Origin of the sequence: Microbacterium luticocti DSM 19459 (genome assembly GCF_000422405.1) — a bacterium.
Taxonomy (GTDB): Bacteria; Actinomycetota; Actinomycetes; order Actinomycetales; family Microbacteriaceae; genus Microbacterium; species Microbacterium luticocti.
Genome location: NZ_AULS01000001.1, coordinates 539,847 through 556,395 on the forward strand (window position 1 = coordinate 539,847; position 16,549 = coordinate 556,395).

Consider the following 16,549-nt stretch of genomic DNA (forward strand, 5'->3'; position numbering starts at 1 on the left):
GCGCACCCGCGCTATTCGCGCATCCGCCGCCAGACGTCGGCGAGCGCGGCGTCGAGGTGCGGATGCGAGAACGCATAGCCGGCCTCGGTGAGCCGCCCGGGCAGCACCCACCGGCTCTTGAGTACGAGCTCGGGTTCGGTGCGCAGCGCCCACATCGCCGGTTCCAGCATCCACCGCGGCGCGGGCAGACCCACCGGCATCCGCACCGTGTGGCGCAGCATCGCCATGAGGGTGCGATTGTCGCGCGGACCGGGCGAGGCGAGGTTCACCGGGCCGTCGAGCCCGGGAGTGTCGCGCAGCAACCGCACCGCGCCGACGACGTCGTCGATATGGATCCAGCTGAACCGCTGCCGGCCGCCCGATCGGTGCCAGGGCGCGCGCCCGTCGCCGGTCGGGTGCGGTCCGATGCCACGGTATCGGCGGTGCGGCACCCAGCGGCCGTCGTACTGCGGTCCGCCCAGTCCGACGCGCGCGAGCCGGAACAGCATGCCGGTGGCGGGCCCGTCGCCGAGCACGATCGCCATCCGCAGCGCGACGCGCCGGGTGGCGGGTAGATCGCCGCGGAAGAACTCGTCCTCCCAGGCGCGGGCGACGTCGACCGAGAACCCGGTGCCGTACTCGCCGTCCTGCTCGCGCTGCGGGCGGTCGATCGCGTAACGGTAGATCGTCGCGGTGCTCGCGTTCAGCCACACCGTGGGAGGTCGGGATGCCGCGGCCACCGCGTCGTGCAGCGCCCGGGTGGTCTCGACGCGGGAGCGCAGGATCTCGTCGCGGTTGGGATCGTTGTAGCGGCAGTCCACGGACTTTCCGGCGAGATTCACGAGCAGGTCGGCGCCGTCCACCGCGCGCCGCACCGACGCGGGGTCATCCCAGCGCGCATCGGGTCCTGCGCGGCCGATGAGGCGCACGGTGTATCCGTCCTCGCGCAGCGCGGTGGTGATCGCCCGCCCGACGAATCCTGAGCCGCCGGCGACGACGGCGATCGGAGCGGACACACGGCGAGCCTACGTCAGACGGCGACGATCTCGACGAGACCGTCGACCCCGACGAAGTCGCGGGGGTTCCGTGTGTACAGGCACGCGGAGTGGGCAAGAGCCGTGGCCGCGATCAGCAGGTCCATCGTGCGCGCTCGTGGCTGACGCCCGATGTCGACCAGGGCGGCCGCCAATTGCCCGTAGCCCGCAGCAACAGCCTCATCGAGCGGAAGGGCGTCGAACTCGTGCTGCAGGATGGACAGCCGCCGCAGTCTCTCCGCCCGGATCTCGGGACGCCTGGCGACGAGAACGCCGAAGTGCAGCTCCGCAAGCGTCACCGCGCTGATGGCCAACTCTCCCTCGAGCGGTGCCACCGCGGGCGCGGTCACGACACTTGTGTCGAGGACGGCTCTCACACCGCCGCCCACGGATCGCGCAGCGCCTGATCGATGCGATCACGATCGTCGTCCCACTCGGTGTCGTCGACACCGGTGTACAGGGCCGCGATCGCCGTGAAACCGCGCCATGGTCGAGGCGCTGCCGCAACCAGACGTGCACTGGGTCGCCCGGCGACGGTGATCGTGATCTCCTCACCCTCCTCGACCCGTCGCACGAGGTCAGAGGCACTCTGGCGCAACTCGCGCAGTCCCACCGTGGTCATGGCTTCAGAGTAGCACAAGTGCTACCCTGAGCAGGTCATACCGCCGCAAGCTCCGCGGCGCGATCGGCGAACCGCACGTACGCGGCCACGTCGTCCGATGCGGTCATGGCGCGCAGCACGACCTCGTCGACGGCGGCGCGGTAGGCCGGCAGCCGGTCGGCTGCGTCGTCGGGGGTGAGCACGGTGTCGTCGGCGGCGATGCCCAGCCGGGCGAAGTTGGCCGCGTACTTCGGGAACGTCGCGTACCTGCCGGCCTCGGCGCGCAGCCGGGGCATCCCGCCGTCGTCGAGGGCGGTGCGCACGTACAGCGCGACGTACGCGGACGGCGAGACCGCGTGCGCCTGCGCGGTCTGCGCCGCGGCGGCGTCGGGCGTCAGCCAGTTCAGCAGCATCCCGTCGGCGTCCGATGCGGCCAGCGCCCGCATCTTCGGACCCAGCGCCCCCACCACGATGCGCGCCGTGGTGCCTTCGCGCAGCGTGTGCACAGCGTCGCGCGTCGCGGCGAGCACGGGGCCGGATGCCTGACCCGACCCGATCCCAAGCACCAGCCGATCCGCGGGCAGGTCCGCGACGGCTGCGAGGATCTGCTCCGGCGTGCGGCGGTCCAGCGGCACGACGCCGGTGCCGAGCGTCAGCCGCCCGGTCACCGCGGCCGCAGCGCGCAGTCCGGCCAGGGCGTCGCCGCCGGGGGTGTCGTTCACCCACAGCGCGTGCAGGCCGGCATCCTCGACCCCGACGGCGATCCGTGCGATCGCGTCGGGCCCGAGCGTGCCGGCCACGCCGATCGAGACGAGTGCGTGCGACATCGGATCAGCCTTCTCGCGGGGCGAACCGGTCGCCGATGAACATGGTGTGGTGCAGTTCCTGCACGTGGGCGCGCATCACCTCGACCGCCCGCACCGGATCGCGATCGGCGAACGCGGCGACGATCTGCGCGTGGTCCTCGTTGGCGGCGCGCAGCCGGTCGATCGGGTACGGGATGAAGTAGCGGTACAGGCGCTCCAGCACGCCCGCGTACAGCGGCGCCGCCCAGTCCAGGCCGCTCGCCTGCGCCACCGCGCGGTGGAACCGCTCGTCGGCGTGATGGTAGGCCGTCCAGTCCTGAGCCCGCGCCGCCTCGTCGACGTGCGCGCGCAGCGACCCCAGCTGCTGCGGCGTGGCCGCCAGCGCGGCGTGGTGCGCGAGCGCGCACTCGTACAGGGTGCGCTCATCGATCAGCCGGTGCACGGTCGCCGCGTCGGCGCGGTACGCCTCGACGGCGGCGTCGGGCAGCCGCATCCGCCGCCCCGTCGCGAAGGTGCCGCCGTTGCGCCCCCGGCGGCGCTCGACGAGACCGTCCTCGGCCATCGCCTCGAGCGCGCGCCGCACGGTCATCTCGCTGACGTCGAGCGCCTGCGCGATCTCGGCGTCGGGGGGGAGCCGCTCGTCGGGGCCGATCAGTTCCAGGTCGACGGCGAGCGCGATGCGCGCGCGCACGGTGTCGGATGCCGAGAGCCGCGTGATGCCGTTCAACTCGGGCCCGGCCAGCATCGGCCCGGCGCCGTCGGAAGTGACCGGCGAGGTGGACATGTGACGACTCTAGCGAAACGGGTAGACAAAAGTGATCATCTTGATCTATTTTAGTTCCACGAAGGCCCAGCCGGCGGTTCCACCCAACGAAGGGAAACCCGTGACACGCACGATGCCGATCTCCTGCATGCAGGCGCCCCCGGTGCCCATCGGGGCAGACCTGGGCGCGTTCCGCGCCGAGGTCGCCGCCGAGGCCGCCGCCGGGGCGCGGCTGGTGGTCTATCCCGAGCTGCACCTGTTCGGCGCCGATGCCGCGCCGGACGGCGAACGCAACGCGCTGCTGCGCGCATCGGCCGTCGACCTGGCCGATCCGCTCATCGCCACACTGGGCACCGTCGCACGGGATGCCTCGTGCTGGCTCGTACCGGGAAGCATCTGCGAGCGCGGCGGGAACGGCGAGCTGTTCAACACCGCGGTGGTCTTCGATCCGCAGGGCGCCCTCGTCGCCACGTATCGAAAGGTCTTCCCCTGGCGGCCGTACGAGCCCTACGATCCGGGAGACCGGTTCACGGTCTTCGACATCCCCGGCACCGGGCGATTCGGGCTCTCGATCTGCTACGACGCCTGGTTTCCGGAGGTCACGCGCCACCTCGCCTGGATGGGAGCCGAGGCGGTGCTGAACATCGTCAAGACGACGACGCCGGATCGCGCCCAGGAGGTGGTCCTGGCCCGCGCGAACGCCATCGTGAACCAGAACGTCACGATCAGCGTGAACTGCGCCGGTCCGGTCGGCCGCGGTCAGAGTCTCATCGTCGATGCCGAGGGCGCGGTGCTCGCATCCTCCGACGACGCCGCGCCGTGCGTGCTGCGCCACGATCTCGACCTGGATGCGGTCGCCCGCACCCGGGAGCACGGCACCGCCGGCTCCAACCGGATGTGGGAACAGTTCCTGCCCACCGACCGTCCGCTGGCCCTGCCGTTGTACGAGGGCCGCATCGACCCGGCGCGCTGGCGGCCCCGGCATCCCGCCGCCGACTCCGCCACCCGACCCTAGGAGAAACCGCCATGTCCGCACCCACCCCCACGCCCACGCTCGCACGCTCCCTGGGGCTCACGTCCCTGGTGCTGTTCGGGCTGGCCTACATGACACCGCTGATCGTGCTCGGCATCTTCGGCGTCGTCGCCGAGACGACCGGCGGCGCCAGCGCGTCCGCCTACCTCATCGCGCTGGTGGCGATGCTGTTCACCGCGTCCAGTTACGGACGCATGGCGGCCGTCCATCCCGTCGCCGGATCGGCGTACACCTACGTGCGACGCACGATCGACCCGCGCCTGGGCTTCCTGGTGGGGTGGGCCGTGCTCCTGGACTACCTGTTCCTGCCGATGGTCATCTGGCTCATCGGCGCCGCATATCTGAAGGCAGAGTTCCCCGCCGTCCCCGGCTGGGTGTGGATCGTCGGGTTCGTCATCGTCACCTCGATGCTCAACATCCTGGGCATCAAGGTCGCCGACCGCACCAACTACATCATGATGGCGTTCCAGCTGCTGGTCATCGCGGTCTTCGTCGCCCTCTCGATCGGGTCGGTGATCGCGCACCACGGCGGCGGCGGTCTGGTGAGCCTCGCCCCCTTCGCCAACGCGACGTCATCGTTCTCGGCGGTGACAGCGGGGGCGGCCATCGCGGCATACTCGTTCCTCGGCTTCGACGCGGTCACCACGTTCACCGAAGAGACCAAGGACCCGCACCGCACCATGCCGCGGGCCATCATGCTGATCGCCCTCATCGGCGGCGCGATCTTCATCCTGGTCGCCTACACCACCCAGCTGGTGCACCCTGGCGGCGTCTTCACCGATTCGTCGTCCGCGGCGTTCGACATCGCGCTGACGATCGGCGGAAACGTGTTCGGGGCGATCTTCCTGGCAGGCCTGGTGATCGCGCAGTTCGCCTCGGGCCTGGCCGCCCAGGCGGCCGCGGCGCGACTGTTGTACGCGATGGGCCGGGACGGTGCGCTCCCCCGGCGCGTGTTCGGCGAGCTGAGCCGCCGGTTCCGCTCGCCGGTCGTCAACATCGTCATCATCGGCGTGGTCGGGATGCTGGCGGTGTTCCTGGATGTCGCGACCTCGACGTCGTTCATCAACTTCGGCGCGTTCACGGCCTTCACGATGGTGAACATCTGCGTCATCGTGCACTTCGTCAAGGAGCGCCGCCAGGGCCGCCGGCCCAATCCCGTGCTGTACCTCGTGGTGCCGGGGATCGGGGCGATCATCACCGGGTATCTGCTGACCAAGCTCGACATCGCCGCGATCGTCCTCGGCGTCAGCTGGCTGTGCCTGGGTATCATCGTGCTGGCGATCGTGACGCGCGGGTTCCGACAGCTCCCCCCGGAGCTGACCTACGAGCAGGACGACGCGGCGGCCGTCGCCGTCGGCGGCTGAGGAGCCGGTGCCGAGGAGGCGGTGCTGAGGAGGCAGTGCTAAGGAGGCAGAGTGCGGCTGGCACTGGCGCAGATGGGCTCGACGACGGATGTCGCGGCCAACCTGGAACGGGTGCGCGTGCTCGCCGGGCGGGCCGCAGCGCGGAACGCGGACCTGGTCTGCTTCCCCGAGTACACGATGTACGAGAAGAAGACCGTGGACGCGAGCTTTCCCCCCGCGGCGCAGCCGATCGACGGATCGTTCGCCCGCGAGCTCTCGGGCATCGCGGCGACCGCGGGCGTCGCGCTCGTGGCGGGCATGGTCGAGAGCCGGCCCGGCGGGGGTCATCCGTACAACACGCTCGTCGCGTTCCACGCCGATGGACGGCTCGCCGGCCGCTACCGCAAGCAGCATCTGTTCGACGCGTACGGCTTCCGCGAATCAGCCTGGATCTCGACGCCGGCGCCCGAGGACGTCGTCCTGACGCTCGCCGGCGTACGCGTGGGCCTGATGATCTGCAGCGACCTGCGCGTGCCCGGGCCCGCGGCCCGGCTGGCCGACGCCGGCGCGCAGCTGCTGCTCACCGCGGCGTCCTGGGTGCCCGGGCCGACCAAGACCGACCAGTGGCGGGTGCTGAACCGCGCCCGCGCCGTCGAGAACGTCTGCTACGTCGCCGGCGTCTGTCAGTGCCCGCCGGTGTCGATCGGCCAGAGCCTTGTCGTCGACCCACTCGGGCAGGTGATCGGCGCTCTCGGGGCGGACGAGGACCTCCTGCTCGCCGACGTCGACCCCGACCGGCTCGACGCGATCCGGGTCGACGCGGCCCGTTGAGCGGCGTCAGGCGCGGCGGGCGGCCACCGGCGCAGCACGCACGCTGAGTGCGTCGCCCGCGGCATCCACCAGCACCGCCGAACCGTCCACCAGATCTCCTGCCACGAACAGGTCGGCGATGCGGTCGTCGACCTCGCGCTGGATGAGCCGGCGCAGCGGGCGGGCGCCGTACTCGGGCTCGTAGCCGTGGTCGGCCAGCCACGACACCGCGGCGTCGGTGACGTCGATGCGCACATCGCGCCCGTGCAGCCGGGCGCCGGTGGCATCCAGCAGCAGCCGCACGATCTGCCGCAACTGCTCGCGATCGAGCTTGCGGAACAGCACGATCTCGTCGATGCGGTTGAGGAACTCCGGACGCATCGCCTCGCGCAGCTTGGCGAAGACCCGGTCGCGCAGGTCCTTCTCCGACCCGAACCCGGTCTCGCCGCCGCCGTCGGCGAGGAAGCCGATGGCGCCCGCCCGCGACGCGAGGAACTCGCTGCCGAGGTTCGAGGTCATCACCACCACGGTGTTGCGGAAGTCGACGGTGCGGCCCTGGCCGTCGGTGAGGCGCCCGTCGTCGAGCACCTGCAGCAGCAGGTTGAACACGTCGGGGTGCGCCTTCTCGATCTCGTCGAACAGCACCACCGAGTACGGATTGCGCCGCACCCGCTCGGTGAGCTGCCCGGCCTCGTCGTAACCCACGTATCCCGGAGGGGCGCCGACCAGCCGTGCAGCGGTGTGCCGTTCGCCGAACTCGCTCATGTCGAACCGGATCACCGCGCCCTCATCGTCGAACAGCGACTGGGCCAGGGCTTTCGCCAGCTCGGTCTTGCCCACGCCGGTCGGGCCGAGGAACAGGAACGAGCCGATCGGCCGGTGCGCGTCGCCCATGCCGGTGCGGTTGCGTCGCACCGCCTTGGCGACCGCGGTGACCGCGTCGTCCTGACCGATCACGCGCCGGTGCAGTTCGTCTTCGAGGCCGGCGAGGCGCTCCCGCTCGGTGGAGGTGAGTCGAGAGACCGGGATGCCGGTGGCCCGGCTGATCACACCGGCGATCTCGGGCTCGTCCACGACCGCATCCGAGCGCGGCCCGCCCGCACCTGTCGCGATCTCGTCGAGCGAGACCTGTACCGTGGCGATCTCGTCGCGCAGCCGCGAGGCCTCTTCGTAGTGCTCGGCGGCCACGGCGGCGTTCTTCTGCGCCTCCAGCTCTCCCAGGCGCTGCAGCAGCGCCGCGGCGTCGGCCTGCAGTCCCAGGCGCAGCCGCAGCCGGGCACCGGCCTGGTCGATCAGGTCGATGGCCTTGTCGGGCAGCACCCGGTCGGGCAGGTACCGGTCGCTCAGCTCGACCGCCGCGCGCAGCGCGTCGTCGGTGTACGTGATGTGGTGGTGCTGCTCGTAGGCATCCTTCAGCCCATGCAGGATCTTCACCGCGTCGTCGACGCTCGGCTCGCCGACCTTGACCGGCTGGAACCGGCGTTCCAGGGCGGCGTCCTTCTCGATGCGTCGGTACTCGTCGAGGGTCGTCGCGCCGATCAGGTGCAGCTGACCGCGAGCAAGCCGCGGCTTGAGGATGTTGCCGGCGTCCATGCCACCGGCATCCCCGCCGCCGCCGGCGCCGACGACGGTGTGCACCTCGTCGATGAACACGATCACCTCGTCGTTGTGCGCGGCGATCTCGTCCATGGTCTTGGTGAGGCGCTCCTCGAAGTCACCGCGGTAGCGGGTGCCGGCGACCATCGCGGGCAGATCCAGCGCGATCACCCGTTTGCCGCGCAGCTGGTCGGGCACCTCGTTCGCGATGATCGCGCGGGCCAGGCCCTCGACGATCGCGGTCTTGCCGACACCGGCCTCACCGACCAGCACCGGGTTGTTCTTGGTGCGGCGCGAGAGGATCTCGATGGTCTGCTCGATCTCGTCGGCCCGCCCGATCACCGGGTCGAGCGCGCCGGCCTCGGCCAAGGCCGTCAGGTCGGTGCCGAACTGTGCGAGCATCGGCGTGTCGGGCGCGGTCTGACCGCCCTCGGCGCCCTGGGCGCCCGGCGCCGGGACGGTCTCGTGCGCGCTCTGGGTGAGCGCCTCGGCGGTGACGCCGGCGGATGCCAGCACCTGGCCGGCGGGGGTGTCTTGCGCGAGCACGAGCGCGAAGAACAGGTGCTCGGGGTCGATGTAGGTCGCGCCGGAGGACCGCGCCACCTGGAAGCTGTGGAACAGCGACCGCTGCAGCGCCGGGGTCACCACGGCGCCGTCGACCGGGCCGGGGGTTCCGACCGGCGCGGGCAGCCGGTTCTCGGCCTCGCGCGCGATGGCGGCCGGATCGGCGCCGATGCGGCGCACCGCCTCTTGGGCGGGCCCGGTCTGCATCAACACCTGCAGTACGTGCAGAGTGTCGACCTCGCGCTGGCCACGGCGCAGCGCGAACTCGGCGGCGTTCTGCAGCAACGCCTGGGTGCGCGAGGTCATGAAGCGGCCGAGGTCGACCGATCGCTGCTGACGCGCGCGCTCACCGGCGAGGTAGCGCGCGAGGAAGTCGTCGAACGCGCTCGCGCCGCCAGGGGCGCCCTCGACCGGGGGTGTGCCGTCGTCGAACATTCGCTGATACTCCTTGAAGTTGAGTCGTGATGCATCAAGCTTACGAACTTGAGCATACCTGTATCAACTTCAACGCGCGGCGCTGCCGGCTATTCCCGCACGGTGCTCAGCCGGATGCTCAGCGGGTGCTCTCCGGCGGCGTGCTCAGCGGGGCGCTCAGCGGGGTGCTCTCCGGCGGCGTTCTCAGCGGGGCAGAAGCGACGGGTCGACCTCGCCCCACTTCTGCACGGTCTGCGCGAGCCAGTACACCGCGAACAGCACGATGAGCGCCGCCTCCCCCACCAGCACCCACGGCCGGCCGGTCTGGTCAGCGCCGGCGAGTCGGGCGATCACCACCCCGCCCAGGTAGACGAGGGATGCACCCATGCCGATCGCCACGGCGGCGTACAACCGGCGCCATGCCGCGGGTGAGGTGATCGCGGCGATGACCGCGACGGCGATCATCAGCGTGAAGAAGACGCCGGTGGCCACCAGGTGCCCGACGCGCATCAGCGACGCCGGATCGGCGAGCACCCAGGCCAGTGCGCCCGCGGCCACGAACACTGCGGCGCCGATCGCCACGGCCACCCCGCGGCTCAGGGTCCCCTGCAGGCGGGTCAGCACCACGGCGACCACGGCGCCGGCGAGCACGCAGATCGCGTAGGTGGTGACCCCGATCCGCACCTCGGGGCCGAACAGCGCCGGCACGCAGGGTGAGGCACCCGCGCACCCGCCGCCGACCCCCGGCACGTCCCCGGGCGCGATCGGGGTGGGCAGCAGCGCGATCAGCGGGGCGAACACCGCCGCCAGATCCAGCAGCAGCTGCTCGAGGCTGTGGCCCGACAGCGCCAGCAGCGCGAGTGCGATGGCGAACAGCACCCCGGTGAACAGCGTGCGTGCGGGCGTGTAGAACAGCGCGCTCAGCGAGGTGACCGGGCCGAGCGCGACCGTCACGACGAGCAACGAGAGCGCCATCACGCCGACCGCGCCGACGATCCCGATGCGCAGATAGCGGTAGGTGCGCTGGGTCGATGTCGTGCCGGTTCGCATATTCACGATCCTGCACCCGGCGGCCGACATCCGCGCCCGCTACCCTGAACGCGTGATGAGGACGTCCACCCTTCTCGGCCGCGCCGACGCCGGAGTCGCCGCGCTGACCCCGGGGTATTTCGCCCTGGTGATGGCGACCGGCATCGTCTCGATCGGGATGCGCACCAACCACTGGGTCGCGGCATCCGTCGTGCTGCTGGTCCTGGCCGCCGTCGCCTACGTGGTGCTGGTCGCACTGAACATCGTGCGGGCGGTGCGGCACCGGGCGCAGCTGGCCGAGGACTTCGCCGACCCGGCGCGGGCGTTCGGCTTCTTCACGTTCGTGGCCGCGACCTGCGTGCTGGGCAGCCGGCTGAGCCTGGAGGACCACTTCCACAACGTCGCGATGGTGCTGCTGCTGATCGCGTCGCTGGCGTGGATCGTGCTCGGCTACACGGTGCCGTGGACGGCGGTGCTCGGGCCGCGCACGACGACGCAGCCCATCGCCACCGCGAACGGCACCTGGTTCATCTGGGCGGTGGCCAGCCAGTCGATCGCCGTGTTGGCGGCGACGCTTGAGATCGAGTTCGTGCCGTACCGGGCGGGGCTGGCGCTGCTGGCGGTGTTCTCGTGGTCGGTGGGCACGTTCCTGTACTGCGCGGTGGGCGTGTTCGTCGGGGTACGGATGCTGTCGGTGCCGTTCCGGCCGACGGATCTGACACCGCCCTACTGGGTGGCGATGGGGGCCACCGCGATCACCGTGGTGGCCGGGGCGCGCATCGTGATGATGGCCGACGCGCCGATGGTGGACGCCACCCGGGGTCTGATCGCGGGCGCCGCGGTGTTCTTCTGGGCCTTCGGCACGTGGCTGATCCCCCCGTTGATCCTGGCGGGACTGTGGCGGCACGTGCTGCACCGCATCCCGTTCCGGTACGAGGCGACGCTGTGGAGCATCATCTTTCCGCTGGGCATGTACGGGGTGGGCTCGCAGTTCCTCGGCGACGTCGACAGTCTGCCGATCGTGCACACCATCGGCTACGTGGAGAGCTGGGTGGCCCTGGCGGCGTGGATCGCCACGTTCGTCGCGATGATCGTGAACATCTGGCGCACGGTGCTGCGCCGGCCGCGCGAGGCCGTCGACGCGACGCCGACGGCGGCGCGTTGATCAGGCGCGCCCGCCGGGCGGGCCGATGACCAGCAGCACGGTGAACAGCGCGGCCACTGCGACGACCGCGATCCCGCCCAGCAGCACGGGCCGGCCGAGGAAGAACCGCAGCAGACGGTCGTGCCACGTGGCATCCCGCGGGTCATCGGTGGCGTGCAGCCGCCAGGAGCCGGCGAGTCGCCCGGTGCGGTGCAGCCAGATCTCGGCCGGGACGGTGGCGTAGGGCACGATGGCGGATGCCAGGGCCAGCACGACCGGCAGCGGCCGCCAGCGGTTGTTCTTGGCGACGAGGATGACGGTGGCGCCGTAGCAGAGGAAGACGAAACCGTGGATGCCACCGCCCACGAGCACCGCGACCGACAGGCCTGCGGCCTGCCGGAGGATGAGGCCGGCGATCAGCAGGGTCCAGGTGATGGCTTCGGCGACCGCGAACACGCGGAAGAGTCGGGAGGGAGTCTGGAACACTCCTTCAGTCTAACTGAAGATGTTTCAGTGTTCCTGAAGGTCTTCTCCGAACGGCTCCTCGTGCAGCCCTTCCAGGGCCGCACTGAGGGCGGGCGCGGCTGACGCGAAGGCGATGTCGAGCCGGGCCAGGCGGGCGTCGGCTTCGGCGAGCGCGCGGGCGCCGGCCTCGGTGACACGCAGGTTGGAGGCCGCGCCGGCGTGGGCGGTGGCATCCGCCACCAGCCCGTCGTCGACGAGCGCCCGCACCGCGGTGTGCGCGGTCTGCACCGTGATCTGCGAGCGGCGGGCGAGTTCCGAGAACGAGATGCCCGGGGTGCCCTGGATGTGCGCGAGCAGCCCGTACTTGCGGGTGGTCAGTCCCAGATCCTTCAGCTGCGTGCCGAGCTGACCGTCCCAGATGCTGCCGACGGTCAGCAGCGAGATGACGGGGCTGAAGCGGCGCGGCTCGGGCATGCGTCCATCGTAGTCTTCGGCATGTTCTACCCTCGTCTGGGTGCCCGACGCCGTGCGGCGTGCGGGGCGCGGATCGAAGGGAGATCACCGTGACAGCACCTGTGGGCGGGTCGTCGGCGCAGTGGCGGCGGGTGGTCGCACTGCTGGCGAACGAGCACACCGCGCGCATCCTGGCGCGGCTGATCCTGGGCGAGGACGTGCGCGATCGTCTGCAGCGCTACTCCCCTTCGCGCCGGGCGCACATCGAGAACGCACTGGTGGGCTCGGGTGTGGCGCACCGTGACCAGACCGGCGCGCTGACGCTGGATGCGGATGTGTTCCGCCGCCTGCTGGCCGAGGACGCGCCGACCAGGCTCGTCGGTGTGGAGCGCTTCATGCGGGATGGCCGGATCGAGAGCTATCCGGCCTCGCCGGCCGAGCGGGGCGAACTGCTGCGCTGGGTGGCCGCCCGTGTGCTCACCGCCGGCGAGGTGGTGCACGAGCGTGAGATGAACGAACGGCTCGGCCGGTTCACCGCGGATGTCGCGGCGTTGCGCCGCTACCTCGTCGACGCCGAGCTGGTGGAGCGCCGGCGCGACGGCACCGAGTACGCCCTGGCGTAGCGAGTGCGCCAGGGCGTCACGACGACCACCGATGCCATCAGCGAGGCGAAGGAGCGCTTGCCGATCTCCTCGCCGCAACGATCCCGAGCGCAAGCAGCACACCACCACCGAGCACGGCGCACACCGAAACGCAGACACCCGTCTGCTGAATCCACGTGCCCGCCAGAGGAGAGTCCTGGCTGGTCCCGACCGTCAGCCCGAGGACCACGACGGCACCCAGGACAATGAGTACTGCGGCCCACACGAAGAACGGTAGGGGGCGTGATGCCCTCTTGCTCGCCATCATCTTCTCAGAAGGCCCAGTCCTCGTCTTCGGTGGCCTCGGCCTTGCCCATCACGTACGACGAGCCCGACCCGCTGAAGAAGTCGTGGTTCTCGTCGGCGTTGGGCGACAGGGCCGACAGGATCGCCGGGTTCACGTCGGTGACCGTCGCCGGGAACATCGCCTCGTAGCCGAGGTTCATCAGCGCCTTGTTCGCGTTGTAGTGCAGGAACTTCTTGACGTCCTCGGTCAGCCCGACCGCGTCGTAGAGGTCCTGCGTGTACTGCACCTCGTTGTCGTACAGCTCGTACAGCAGCGAGAACGTGTAGTCCTTCAGCTCGTCACGCCGCGACTGGTCGAGCTTCTCGAGACCCTTCTGGTACTTGTACCCGATGTAGTACCCGTGCACGGCCTCGTCGCGGATGATCAGCCGGATCAGGTCGGCGGTGTTGGTGAGCTTGGCTCGGCTCGACCAGTGCATCGGCAGGTAGAAGCCCGAGTAGAACAGGAACGATTCCAGCAGCGTCGACGCCACCTTGCGCTTCAGGGGCTCGTCGCCGCAGTAGTAGTCCAGGACGATCTGGGCCTTGCGCTGCAGGTTCTCGTTCTCGGTCGACCACCGGAACGCGTCGTCGATGTCTTTGGTCGAGCACAGCGTCGAGAAGATCGACGAGTAGCTCTTGGCGTGCACCGACTCCATGAACGCGATGTTGGTGTACACCGCCTCTTCGTGCGGCGTGACCGCATCCGGGATCAGCGACACCGCCCCGACGGTTCCCTGGATCGTGTCCAGCAGCGTCAGGCCGGTGAACACCCGCATGGTGAGCACCTGTTCGTCACGGGTGAGCGTGTTCCACGACTGGATGTCGTTGGACAGCGGCACCTTCTCAGGCAGCCAGAAGTTGCCGGTGAGCCGGTGCCACACCTCGAGGTCCTTCTCGTCCTCGATGCGGTTCCAGTTGATGGCCTGCACCTGGTGCAGGAGTTTGAGCGATTCGGGTGTCATGTCCTTTGGTCCTGTTCGAATGGATGCCGGGGTCAGAGCATGCAGCTGACGCAGCCCTCGAGCTCCGTGCCCTCCAGCGCCATCTGGCGCACGCGGATGTAGTACAGCGTCTTGATGCCCTTGCGCCAGGCGTAGATCTGCGCCCGGTTGACGTCACGGGTGGTGGCGGTGTCTTTGAAGAACAACGTCAGGCTCAGCCCCTGGTCCACGTGCTGGGTGGCCACCGCGTAGGTGTCGATGATCTTCTCGGGGCCGATCTCGTACGCGTCCTGGTAGTACTCCAGGTTCTCGTTGGTCATGAACGGCGCCGGGTAGTACACGCGACCGAGCTTGCCCTCCTTGCGGATCTCGATCTTCGACACGATCGGGTGGATCGAGCTGGTCGAGTTGTTGATGTACGAGATCGACCCGGTGGGCGGCACGGCCTGCAGGTTCTGGTTGTAGATGCCGTGCTCTTGGATCGACGCCTTCAGCGCCCGCCAGTCGTCCTGCGTCGGGATGTGGTGACCGGCGAACAGCTCGGCGGCCCGCGCGGTGGTCGGCACCCACTCCTGCTCGATGTACTTGTCGAAGAACTCGCCGCTCGCATACGTCGAGTCCTCGAACCCGTCGAAGGTCTCCCCTCGCTCGATCGCGATCCGGTTCGACGCACGCAGCGCGTGGTACAGCACGGTGTAGAAGTAGATGTTCGTGAAGTCCAGCGCCTCTTCGGAGCCGTAGTGCACGTGCTCACGGGCGAGGAAGCCGTGCAGGTTCATCTGCCCGAGCCCGATCGCGTGCGAGCGGTCGTTGCCGTCCTCGATGGAGCGCACCGACGAGATGTGGCTCTGGTTGCTCACCGCGGTCAGCGCCCGGATCGCCGTCTCGACGCTGGCACCGAGGTCGCCCCCGTCCATCGCCAGCGCGATGTTCATCGAGCCGAGGTTGCACGAGATGTCCTTGCCGATCCGGTCGTACGACAGGTCGTCGTGGTACGTGGTCGGCGTGTTCACCTGCAGGATCTCGCTGCACAGGTTCGACATGTTGACCCGGCCCTTGATGGGGTTGGCCCGGTTCACGGTGTCTTCGAACATGATGTACGGGTAGCCGGACTCGAACTGGATCTCGGCGAGGGTCTGGAAGAACTCGCGCGCGTTGATCTTCGTCTTGTGGATGCGCGGGTCGTCGACCATCTCGCGGTACTTCTCGGTCACCGACACATCGCCGAACGGGACGCCGTACACCCGCTCCACGTCATACGGCGAGAACAGGTACATGTCCTCGTCGTTCCGCGCAAGCTCGAACGTGATGTCGGGGATGACCACGCCCAGCGACAGCGTCTTGATACGGATCTTCTCGTCGGCGTTCTCACGCTTGGTGTCGAGGAACCGCATGATGTCGGGGTGGTGCGCCGACAGGTACACCGCGCCGGCGCCCTGACGCGCGCCCAGCTGGTTGGCGTACGAGAACGAGTCCTCGAGCAGCTTCATCACCGGGATGATGCCGGAGGACTGGTTCTCGATCTGCTTGATCGGGGCGCCCGCCTCACGGATGTTGCTCAGCAGCAGCGCCACGCCGCCGCCGCGCTTGGACAGCTGCAGCGCCGAGTTGATGCCCCGCGCGATCGACTCCATGTTGTCTTCGATGCGCAGCAGGAAGCAGCTGACCAGCTCGCCGCGCTGCGCCTTGCCGGTGTTCAGGAACGTCGGGGTCGCCGGCTGGAACCGGCCCGAGATGATCTCGTCGACCAGGCTGCGGGCCAGGTCCTGGTCGCCGTCGGCCAGGCCCAACGCGGTCATCACCACACGGTCTTCGAAGCGCTCGAGGTAGCGCTTGCCGTCGAAGGTCTTCAGCGTGTAGCTGGTGTAGTACTTGAACGCGCCCAGGAACGTGGAGAACCGGAACTTCGCCGCGTAGGCGCGGTCGTTCAGTTCCTGGATGAACTCGAACGGGTACTTCGCGAGCACCTCGGGCTCGTAGTACTGCTTCTCGACCAGGTAGTCCAAGCGCTCGCGCAGCGAGTGGAAGAACACCGTGTTCTGGTTCACGTGCTGCAGGAAGTACTCGCGCGCGGCGCGCTTGTCGGCGTCGAACTGGATCTCACCGTTCGGGCCGTACAGGTTCAGCATCGCGTTCAGCGCGTGATAGTCCATCCCGTCGAAGCGAGAGTCGGTCTTGAACGACGCCTGGTCGGTCAGTGCAGCTTCCACCATTGTTCCAATCCGTCGCTCACACGGGCGACGTCCTCGGGCGTGCCGAACAGTTCGAGCCGGTACAGGTGCGGCACGTGGCACTTGCGGCTGATGATCTCGCCGGCCAGGCAGAACGCCTCGCCGAAGTTCGTGTTCCCCGCAGAGATGACTCCGCGGATCCACCTGCGGTTCTGCTCATCGTTGAGGAACCGGATGACCTGCTTGGGGACCGCACCCTTCTCTTCACCCCGGCCCTGGCCGCCCCCGTAGGTGGGGGTGACCAGCACGTACGGCTCGTCGATGCGCAACGGCGGTTCGGAGGTGCGCGGCCCGTTGTGCAGCGGGATGCGCACGGCCGGCAGCGCGAGCTTCTCGACGAAGCGCGCGGTGTTGCCCGACACGCTGGAGAAGTACACCAACAGCGGCGCGGCGGTTGCCAACGGCATGATCGCC

17 protein-coding genes are annotated in these 16,549 nt (G+C 69.5%); 5 read left to right on the forward strand and 12 right to left on the reverse strand.

Annotated features, from left to right (window positions below):
• Window positions 1-11: 11 nt before the first annotated feature.
• From H577_RS0102695 to H577_RS14840, 5 genes are read right to left on the reverse strand one after another with little or no spacing between them, the layout of a single operon-like run.
• Window positions 12-995, reverse strand: coding sequence for an epimerase (locus H577_RS0102695; RefSeq protein WP_029144645.1), 984 nt, complete (start codon window positions 993-995; stop codon window positions 12-14).
• 14 nt (window positions 996-1,009) lie between these two features.
• Complete coding sequence (locus H577_RS0102700; protein ID WP_245570311.1) at window positions 1,010-1,363, reverse strand: type II toxin-antitoxin system VapC family toxin; 354 nt, start codon at window positions 1,361-1,363, stop codon at window positions 1,010-1,012.
• Window positions 1,364-1,386: 23 nt separating this feature from the next.
• Window positions 1,387-1,635: a type II toxin-antitoxin system Phd/YefM family antitoxin gene (locus H577_RS0102705; RefSeq protein ID WP_029144647.1), complete on the reverse strand. Its 249-nt coding sequence runs from the start codon at window positions 1,633-1,635 to the stop codon at window positions 1,387-1,389.
• Between the two features lie 35 nt (window positions 1,636-1,670).
• On the reverse strand, window positions 1,671-2,441 hold the full coding sequence (locus tag H577_RS0102710) for an LLM class flavin-dependent oxidoreductase (protein ID WP_029144648.1): 771 nt from the start codon (window positions 2,439-2,441) through the stop codon (window positions 1,671-1,673).
• A gap of 4 nt (window positions 2,442-2,445) precedes the next feature.
• Entirely contained in the window at window positions 2,446-3,204 is a 759-nt protein-coding gene (locus tag H577_RS14840; RefSeq protein ID WP_211217876.1) for a FadR/GntR family transcriptional regulator, read from the reverse strand.
• Window positions 3,205-3,304: 100 nt separating this feature from the next.
• Here H577_RS14840 and H577_RS14845 point away from each other — a divergent pair, with 100 nt between their 5' ends.
• The 3 genes from H577_RS14845 to H577_RS0102730 are packed head-to-tail and all read left to right on the forward strand — an operon-like array spanning window position 3,305 to window position 6,390.
• Window positions 3,305-4,198 (forward strand): carbon-nitrogen hydrolase family protein, encoded by an 894-nt coding sequence (locus H577_RS14845; protein ID WP_245570312.1) that lies wholly within the window; start codon window positions 3,305-3,307, stop codon window positions 4,196-4,198.
• An 11-nt stretch (window positions 4,199-4,209) separates the two neighbouring features.
• Entirely contained in the window at window positions 4,210-5,580 is a 1,371-nt protein-coding gene (locus H577_RS0102725; RefSeq protein WP_029144649.1) for an APC family permease, read from the forward strand.
• Window positions 5,581-5,631: 51 nt separating this feature from the next.
• A complete protein-coding gene (locus tag H577_RS0102730; RefSeq protein WP_029144650.1) occupies window positions 5,632-6,390 on the forward strand; it encodes a carbon-nitrogen hydrolase family protein in 759 nt (252 codons plus the stop codon).
• Between the two features lie 6 nt (window positions 6,391-6,396).
• Here H577_RS0102730 and H577_RS0102735 read toward each other — a convergent pair whose 3' ends face one another.
• Both H577_RS0102735 and H577_RS14850 read right to left on the reverse strand, forming a co-directional pair.
• Window positions 6,397-8,964: an ATP-dependent Clp protease ATP-binding subunit gene (locus tag H577_RS0102735; RefSeq protein WP_029144651.1), complete on the reverse strand. Its 2,568-nt coding sequence runs from the start codon at window positions 8,962-8,964 to the stop codon at window positions 6,397-6,399.
• 183 nt (window positions 8,965-9,147) lie between these two features.
• Window positions 9,148-9,993, reverse strand: coding sequence for a hypothetical protein (locus H577_RS14850; RefSeq protein ID WP_036283319.1), 846 nt, complete (start codon window positions 9,991-9,993; stop codon window positions 9,148-9,150).
• Between the two features lie 55 nt (window positions 9,994-10,048).
• On the opposite strand from H577_RS14850, the gene H577_RS14855 reads away from it, so the two are divergent.
• Entirely contained in the window at window positions 10,049-11,137 is a 1,089-nt protein-coding gene (locus tag H577_RS14855; protein ID WP_036283546.1) for a tellurite resistance/C4-dicarboxylate transporter family protein, read from the forward strand.
• Here the strand turns inward: H577_RS14855 and H577_RS0102750 are convergent, their stop codons facing one another.
• Together H577_RS0102750 and H577_RS0102755 are read right to left on the reverse strand one after the other, a co-directional pair.
• Window positions 11,138-11,602, reverse strand: a complete 465-nt coding sequence (locus H577_RS0102750) for a DUF3817 domain-containing protein (RefSeq protein WP_029144652.1) — start codon at window positions 11,600-11,602, stop codon at window positions 11,138-11,140. It lies immediately after the preceding gene.
• 24 nt (window positions 11,603-11,626) lie between these two features.
• Window positions 11,627-12,055 carry a MarR family winged helix-turn-helix transcriptional regulator gene (locus H577_RS0102755; protein WP_029144653.1) on the reverse strand — a complete coding sequence of 143 codons (429 nt, stop codon included), beginning with the start codon at window positions 12,053-12,055 and terminating at the stop codon, window positions 11,627-11,629.
• 89 nt (window positions 12,056-12,144) lie between these two features.
• Here H577_RS0102755 and H577_RS0102760 point away from each other — a divergent pair, with 89 nt between their 5' ends.
• Entirely contained in the window at window positions 12,145-12,657 is a 513-nt protein-coding gene (locus tag H577_RS0102760; protein ID WP_029144654.1) for a DUF2087 domain-containing protein, read from the forward strand.
• A 290-nt stretch (window positions 12,658-12,947) separates the two neighbouring features.
• Here H577_RS0102760 and nrdF read toward each other — a convergent pair whose 3' ends face one another.
• From nrdF to nrdI, 3 genes are read right to left on the reverse strand one after another with little or no spacing between them, the layout of a single operon-like run.
• Window positions 12,948-13,925, reverse strand: a complete 978-nt coding sequence (nrdF, locus tag H577_RS0102765; RefSeq protein ID WP_029144655.1) for a class 1b ribonucleoside-diphosphate reductase subunit beta — start codon at window positions 13,923-13,925, stop codon at window positions 12,948-12,950.
• A 32-nt stretch (window positions 13,926-13,957) separates the two neighbouring features.
• A complete protein-coding gene (nrdE, locus tag H577_RS0102770; protein WP_029144656.1) occupies window positions 13,958-16,117 on the reverse strand; it encodes a class 1b ribonucleoside-diphosphate reductase subunit alpha in 2,160 nt (719 codons plus the stop codon).
• Window positions 16,099-16,542, reverse strand: a complete 444-nt coding sequence (gene nrdI / locus H577_RS0102775; protein WP_029144657.1) for a class Ib ribonucleoside-diphosphate reductase assembly flavoprotein NrdI — start codon at window positions 16,540-16,542, stop codon at window positions 16,099-16,101. Before nrdI ends, nrdE begins: the two co-directional genes overlap by 19 nt.
• Window positions 16,543-16,549 lie beyond the last annotated feature (7 nt).

Coding starts and splice junctions, on each gene's coding strand:
- H577_RS0102705 (WP_029144647.1), bottom strand. CDS start 1,635: ATGACCACGGTGGGACTGCGCGAGTTGCGCCAGAGTGCCTCTGACCTC.
- H577_RS0102710 (WP_029144648.1), bottom strand. CDS start 2,441: ATGTCGCACGCACTCGTCTCGATCGGCGTGGCCGGCACGCTCGGGCCC.
- H577_RS14840 (WP_211217876.1), bottom strand. CDS start 3,204: ATGTCCACCTCGCCGGTCACTTCCGACGGCGCCGGGCCGATGCTGGCC.
- H577_RS0102725 (WP_029144649.1), top strand. CDS start 4,210: ATGTCCGCACCCACCCCCACGCCCACGCTCGCACGCTCCCTGGGGCTC.
- H577_RS0102735 (WP_029144651.1), bottom strand. CDS start 8,964: ATGTTCGACGACGGCACACCCCCGGTCGAGGGCGCCCCTGGCGGCGCG.
- H577_RS14850 (WP_036283319.1), bottom strand. CDS start 9,993: ATGCGAACCGGCACGACATCGACCCAGCGCACCTACCGCTATCTGCGC.
- H577_RS14855 (WP_036283546.1), top strand. CDS start 10,049: ATGAGGACGTCCACCCTTCTCGGCCGCGCCGACGCCGGAGTCGCCGCG.
- H577_RS0102755 (WP_029144653.1), bottom strand. CDS start 12,055: ATGCCCGAGCCGCGCCGCTTCAGCCCCGTCATCTCGCTGCTGACCGTC.
- nrdF (WP_029144655.1), bottom strand. CDS start 13,925: ATGACACCCGAATCGCTCAAACTCCTGCACCAGGTGCAGGCCATCAAC.
- nrdE (WP_029144656.1), bottom strand. CDS start 16,117: ATGGTGGAAGCTGCACTGACCGACCAGGCGTCGTTCAAGACCGACTCT.
- nrdI (WP_029144657.1), bottom strand. CDS start 16,542: ATGCCGTTGGCAACCGCCGCGCCGCTGTTGGTGTACTTCTCCAGCGTG.